The sequence below is a fragment of the Mesorhizobium sp. M7A.F.Ca.CA.002.05.1.1 genome (assembly GCF_003998335.1).
Classification (GTDB): domain Bacteria; phylum Pseudomonadota; class Alphaproteobacteria; order Rhizobiales; family Rhizobiaceae; genus Mesorhizobium.
This window is the reverse complement of the sequence record NZ_RZQI01000328.1, coordinates 1-6,033: the sequence shown is the minus strand read 5'-3', so window position 1 is coordinate 6,033 and position 6,033 is coordinate 1. Positions and strand designations below refer to the sequence as shown.

The following is a 6,033-nucleotide window of genomic DNA, read 5'->3' as shown; positions in this document are numbered from 1 at the left end:
CCCGGCTACTGGCTGCGGAGGCAGATGGGCGCCGGCGTCCCACCGACGACGATCGGTCTTTTCTCATGTAGCTGTCGGGGAAACGAGGCAGGTTTTCCGCCAGAACCCGCCAGTCGTCGCGCTCGCGTTCGCCTTCCTTGCGCGCACCGAACAACTGGATGATGATCTTGCCGTCGGACCCATATGCTTCGAGCGAGGTGACGTGACTGTCATTGGTCGGCTTGCGCACGGCCCAAACCTCACGGATTTGGTGGGTCCTGAGATGCAGCCGGAACGTTTCGTCCAGCACATGGATGCACGGCCCGATCTGCTTGACCGACTTGATTAAGCCGGAATGGGTCTGGATAGAACCTCGGTTGCCGACGAAGCACATGATCGGCAATTCGTCTTCGGCCGCACGCTGGAGCACGGCGCCAACTGCGGCATTGTCGAGCAGCCAAGCGTAATCCTGGCCGACCATGCGCAAAGCCTGGCAGCGGCTGAGCTTGAGCGTCTTTAGAAGGTTGACGTCAGTCAGCCGGCTCCAGTACTCGCGTAGGTCGTCCACCGTGCCGGCCCAGTCCGCAGTCCTCGCGCCCAGGTCGGCTACTCTCGCCTTAAGCGACATGGTCGGCTCCTGGTTGGCGGATACGAGCTCGGCCACCAGCTTTCGATAGGCATGAAGGTTGGAGACCGGCCTGAGATGCACCTTATGCACTGCTGCGCCGGCGGCGTCGAAGAATTGCAAACTGCGCTGGATTCCGCCGCGATGGCGCCTTTCAACAGCGAAACCATACCTCCAAGCCTGCGGGAAGACGCGAAGGTCGAATTCGTCACCAAGGACCATGGCGTGATTGTTGCCGGTTATCACTCTGTTGAAGACGCCAATCTTTTCGTGCACGGCACCTTGATTGCGGGTCAGCGCCGTCACTTCGCCCACGAATTCGAGGCCCGTCAGAAGGTGATTGACGCGCGGGTCGATGCGTGCCGCGCCGAAACCGCAATGGGCCGCGACCAGTTCCGCTTCCGAAATGGCCAATTGGGCGGCGAAATCACGCGCGGGAATGTTCGGACAGACTTCCCACGCACGCCGGATTTCGTTGGGCGACCGCTTCTTGCGCTGATCCATGTTTTTACCCCTGCCCCGTTCTTCTTTTGACGATCGATCGAAAAACGGGCCTCAGGGATGTGCACGGCGGACGCGATCGATCGTCAGGCACATGCCAGTCGAATCCTGTCTCCGGGCGGTCAGCGGCCAATCGCCGGTAGCGAGCGATTGTTGGGTGGTCGGCGCCAATCGGCCGATCGAGCATTCGGGTACCACCGGCGGTGCTGCTTTCCCACCAAGGCGGGTCTGATGGATCATATTGCTTTCCTTCGTTCTTCGATTGCGAGGGCAACCCAAAGGTGAATCGGCCGGCAATTTTGCCGCCGCAACGAAGGCTTCACAAAAATCGTGCCAGTTGCTCCGCGGCAAGCTCTGAACATCTTTGGCTCTGTTCATTGCTTTACGCGTGAGTGCATCGCGAACTCAGGCGCCCTTCCTGTGACGCGGACGCGACAAACCCGACAGTAAGTGTCGGTTGTCGGACGTCTCCCCAGCAATCGAGCATAAGAGACGTCGGGATGTCCTACGGTTTTTGACACGTCTTCCCTTTGGCACGGTCCATGCGAGATGATCCACGAAAACGCCGGACCGAGGAGAAATCGAGCCATGATTACGCTCACCGACAACGCTGTTGCCGCCATCAAGGCCGCTCTTTACCGCGCCAGCGAGCCGGCGGAAGGATTTCGCATCATGGTCCATGCCGGCGGCTGCGCCGGCTTCCAATACTCAATGGGCCTGGAGAGCGTCTCACGTGAGGGCGATGCGATCATCGAGCGAGATGGGCTCAAGGTGTTCATGGATAGAGGCTCCCAACCCCATGCCGCCGGCATGACCGTGGACTTCGTCACTGGGCTCGAAACATCCGGCTTTGTTTTCGATAACCCCAATGCGCGTGAGACGTGCGGCTGCGGCAAGTCCTGCAAATGATTGCGAGGGAACAGGCTATGTTCGACTATAGCGACGCCAAGGAATACTGCGTCGAACCGGTAACCGCCGGCGCTCTGGAACCGGCCGACACGCACTGTCGGCCCGGAACAATTGCGTTCGGTGATGCACCAAATCGCGATCATCGATCGTTGCCGTGGGCAAGCAAACAAAATTGCCCGAAACAGCTGAATTCCCGGCGGATGCCGCCACCAAAGGGCAATGTCGACAGCGACCGGTCAGCCAAGCCATCGCTCCCCCGGCCGCCCACCTTACCAGATACGATATGCGCCAGAGGTTCAATGGCCCGACTACCCTTGAATCATTTCAGCAGTTGAAGGATCACTCCCATGAACCCTGTCTATCTCGACAACAACGCAACGACGCGGGTTGATCCTGCAGTCGTTGGAGCGATGTTGCCTTTCTTTACGGAGCAATTTGGCAATCATTCGTCCATGCACGCCTATGGCGCATCGGTTGCTGAAGCCGTGAGAAAGGCGAGGCAACAGTTGCAAGCCCTCATCGGCGCGGGATTCGAGGACGAGATCATCTTCACCTCGGGCGGGACTGAAAGCGACAGTACAGCCATCCTTTCGGCGCTGGAGGTGATGCCCGACCGAACGGAAATAGTGACTTCCGCGGTTGAACATCCGGCCGTTCTGAAGTTGTGCGCGCACCTTGAGAAGACGCGCGGCGTCAAGGTGCACATTATCCCAGTCGATCACTACGGCCGGCTCGACCTGGACGCCTACAGAACCGCCCTCACCCCACAAGTGGCAATCGTCTCGATAATGTGGGCGAACAATGAGACCGGTACGATCTTTCCCGTGGTTAAGCTTGCCGATCTAGCCAGGGAAGTCGGCGCGCTTTTCCACACTGATGCAGTGCAGGCGGTCGGAAGGCTTCCGATTGAGCTGAAATCGACCGCGATCGACATGCTGTCGCTCTCCGCCCACAAGCTGCATGGTCCAAAGGGGATAGGCGCGCTTTATGTAAGACGTGGCGTGCGCTTCTCCTCCATGATCAAGGGTGGGCACCAAGAGCGCGACCGGCGTGCAGGCACTGAAAACACACCCGGCATAGTCGGACTGGGCATGGCGGCCGAACTCGCCTTGAAATTCATGGACGAGACAAAACGAATAAAATGGTTGCGCGACCGCCTTGAGAACGGGATCATCCAGCGCATCCCAAACACATCCATCAACGGCGATCCGCAAGAGCGATTGCCAAACACTGCAAACATTGGATTCGAAGGTATCGAAGGCGATGCAATTCCAATTGTCCTGAGCCGGCTGGGAATCGCCTGTTCCGCCGGGTCCGCCTGTGCCTCTGGCTCACTGGAACCGAGCCATGTTCTGATCGCTATGAACGCGGCATGTGGGGCAGTCCGCTTCTCCTTGTCGCGTGACAACGGCGAAGATGACGTAGACCGCGTGCTTGAGGTCCTGCCTGCGATCACCGAGAAGCTACGGGCCGTTCCCAGTGCTGGACTGTGCGGGCGAGGTGCAGAACAGCTTCATTCCGGCCCGGGTCCGAGCGGCACAATAGCCGACGAGCCGTGAGGTCTTCCTCAACGTGACGACCCTGCGCAAGGAGAGCAGTTAAACTCGGGGTCGCCTTCACCACTTCAGAAAAGCTTGAGATCGCCAAGTCTCTTGCCCAGCCGCCGTGCCAGAGGTCGGCACGCCGTCAGCAATGTCACCAATGCATCGACACCACAATTTCGCGCCGGGAGAATACAATGAACTGCTCCGCTGATAGCCGCCCGATCGATCGCACCGATATCCTAGCGCGACTGAAGGGCCTGTCGGCCGCGGAGGACTTCTTCGCCTGCCTTGACGTCTCCTACGACCCGAAAGTGATGAATGTCTCGCGGCTCCATATCATGAAGCGCGTGGGCCAATACCTTGCCGAAGAAGATTTCTCCGGTCTGCCTAACCAGGTAATCGCCGCGCGGGTGCGCGCCAAGCTGGAACGCGCCTACGAAGATTTCGCGACTTCCTCGCCGCTCACGCAACGTGTGTTCAAGGTGCTAAGGGACCACGATCCAAACATATGTCCCGCACCTGGCCGCGCCTTCGTCCCGCTCGACTCTGCACTGAAGCGGTTCGGAAAGTAATGAGCCCGACACGGCTGCGACGCGACAATGTCGAGAAGTCGACAAATCCAGTCCTCATGACGCCTCCTCGGAAGCAAACGAAGCCACCTTCTGGAATAGAGGCAGGAAGACGACTTGGCATGAACGATGCAGGCAATGAGGTGAACCGCCAAGCACGAATCCGGACTGGGAGCTTAGAGAAACCGCCAATGCATATCGTAGTCTGCATCAAGCAGGTGCCGGATTCGGCACAGATCCGCGTGCACCCGGTGACGAACACGATCATGCGTCAGGGTGTTCCGACCATCATCAATCCTTACGACCTGTTCGCCCTCGAAGAAGCGCTCAAACTGCGCGACGTTCATGGTGGCGAGGTTACTGTGCTCACAATGGGTCCGCCCATGGCGGAGGACTCGCTGCGAAAGGCGCTCGGTTACGGTGCTGACCGAGCAGTTCTCTTGACGGACCGCTATTTTGCCGGATCCGATACGCTGGCGACTTCCTTTGCTCTTTCGCAAGCAATCGCAAAAATTGGGGAGACTTTCGGCAGGCCGGACATCGTCTTCACCGGCAAGCAGACGATTGACGGCGATACCGCCCAGGTCGGACCGGGCATAGCCAAGCGCCTAGATTTATCGCAACTTACCTATGTCGCGAAGATTGCCTCCATCGATCTCGATACGCGAGAGATCGAAGTCGCTCGTCGCGCCGAAGGCGGCACCCAGTTGCTGAAGAGCAGACTCCCTTGCCTCATTACCATGCTGGAAGACACCAACGAAATCCGCCGGGGCTCGCTCCAGCAGGCTCTGTGCGCGGCGCGCAGCCAAGTCGTGAAGTGGACTGCAGCCGACGCCGGCATTGACGATCTCACCCGGTGCGGTCTGCGTGGCTCGCCTACAGTCGTCAAGCGTGTTTTCGCCCCCACCGCACGGGCAGAAAGGGCGGCGCAGATCGACACCGCGGAAAGGGGCTTGCAGGACATAGCCGATGAACTCATCGCCGATATCTTAACCCGCCGGCCGGCGCTGGAACATGAGCTGGCCTTCAACAGCGGCACGTGACGGCCAGGAGCAGAAAATGTCGACCGCAAGCCAAACTACCCCTCGCATTGCCCCCGGCCGTGCCGGTGTAAAGAAAGAACTTCCCGACCGTTTCAAAGACTACCGGCACGTGTGGGTCTTCCTCGAGCTCGAACGCGGCAATGTGCATCCTGTATCATTCGAACTGCTGGGCGAAGGCCGCAAATTAGCCGACAAGCTTGAAGTCCAGCTCGCGGGCGTCGTGCTGGGACCGCCGGGCGAGATGGTCGAGGACGCTGTTGCCGAGGCCTTCGCTTACGGGGCGGATCTTGTCTACATCGTCGATGCGCCGCCGCTCGCCGACTACCGGAACGAGCCGTTCGCCAAGGCGCTCACGGATCTGGTCAATACCCATAAACCCGAAATCCTCCTTCTCGGCGCGACCACACTGGGCAGGGATCTTGCAGGCTCGGTAGCGACGACCCTGCAGACGGGGCTCACGGCCGACTGCACCGAACTTGATGTAGATTCCGACGGTTCACTCGCCGCGACCCGTCCGACTTTTGGTGGCTCATTGTTGTGTACGATCTATACACTAAATTACCGGCCGCAAATGGCGACGGTGCGACCAAGGGTCATGCCTATGCCGCAACGGGTGGATAAGCCGGTCGGGCGTGTCATGCGGCACAAGCTGTCGCTCGTTGAGGACGATATCGTCACCAAAGTCCTCGGCTTCCTACCGGATAACCAGTCGGCAATGGCAAATCTTGCCTATGCGGATGTCGTGGTTGCGGGAGGCCTCGGTCTCGGAGCGGCGGAGAACCTTCAGCTTGTGAAGAATCTTGCCCGAGCGATCGGCGCCGAGCATGGCTGTTCGCGCCCCTTGGTCCAGAAGGGCTGGATGC

The 6,033-nt window shown here is 59.4% G+C and carries 6 protein-coding genes and 1 pseudogene; 5 read left to right on the top strand and 2 right to left on the bottom strand.

Translation table 11 applies throughout. The features are described 5' to 3' along the window. Nucleotides 1-76: 76 nt before the first annotated feature. Together EN939_RS17610 and EN939_RS17605 are read right to left on the bottom strand one after the other, a co-directional pair. Nucleotides 77-1,108: pseudogene (locus EN939_RS17610) on the bottom strand (hemin-degrading factor); the annotation flags it as partial. 51 nt (nucleotides 1,109-1,159) lie between these two features. Further along, a complete protein-coding gene (locus EN939_RS17605; RefSeq protein WP_126066777.1) occupies nucleotides 1,160-1,483 on the bottom strand; it encodes a hypothetical protein in 324 nt (107 codons plus the stop codon). A 210-nt stretch (nucleotides 1,484-1,693) separates the two neighbouring features. Between EN939_RS17605 and EN939_RS17600 the strand changes: the two genes are divergently transcribed. The 5 genes from EN939_RS17600 to EN939_RS17580 form a co-directional block, all read left to right on the top strand. Further along, a complete protein-coding gene (locus EN939_RS17600; protein ID WP_029356570.1) occupies nucleotides 1,694-2,014 on the top strand; it encodes a HesB/IscA family protein in 321 nt (106 codons plus the stop codon). 347 nt (nucleotides 2,015-2,361) lie between these two features. Then, nucleotides 2,362-3,573, top strand: a complete 1,212-nt coding sequence (gene nifS, locus EN939_RS17595; protein WP_063169388.1) for a cysteine desulfurase NifS — start codon at nucleotides 2,362-2,364, stop codon at nucleotides 3,571-3,573. Nucleotides 3,574-3,752: 179 nt separating this feature from the next. Next, nucleotides 3,753-4,130: a nitrogenase stabilizing/protective protein NifW gene (nifW, locus tag EN939_RS17590; RefSeq protein ID WP_063169389.1), complete on the top strand. Its 378-nt coding sequence runs from the start codon at nucleotides 3,753-3,755 to the stop codon at nucleotides 4,128-4,130. Between the two features lie 188 nt (nucleotides 4,131-4,318). After that, entirely contained in the window at nucleotides 4,319-5,170 is an 852-nt protein-coding gene (locus EN939_RS17585) for an electron transfer flavoprotein subunit beta/FixA family protein (RefSeq protein WP_063169390.1), read from the top strand. Between the two features lie 16 nt (nucleotides 5,171-5,186). Next, nucleotides 5,187-6,033: electron transfer flavoprotein subunit alpha/FixB family protein (locus tag EN939_RS17580; RefSeq protein ID WP_164751050.1), on the top strand; the 847-nt coding region annotated here is incomplete at its 3' end.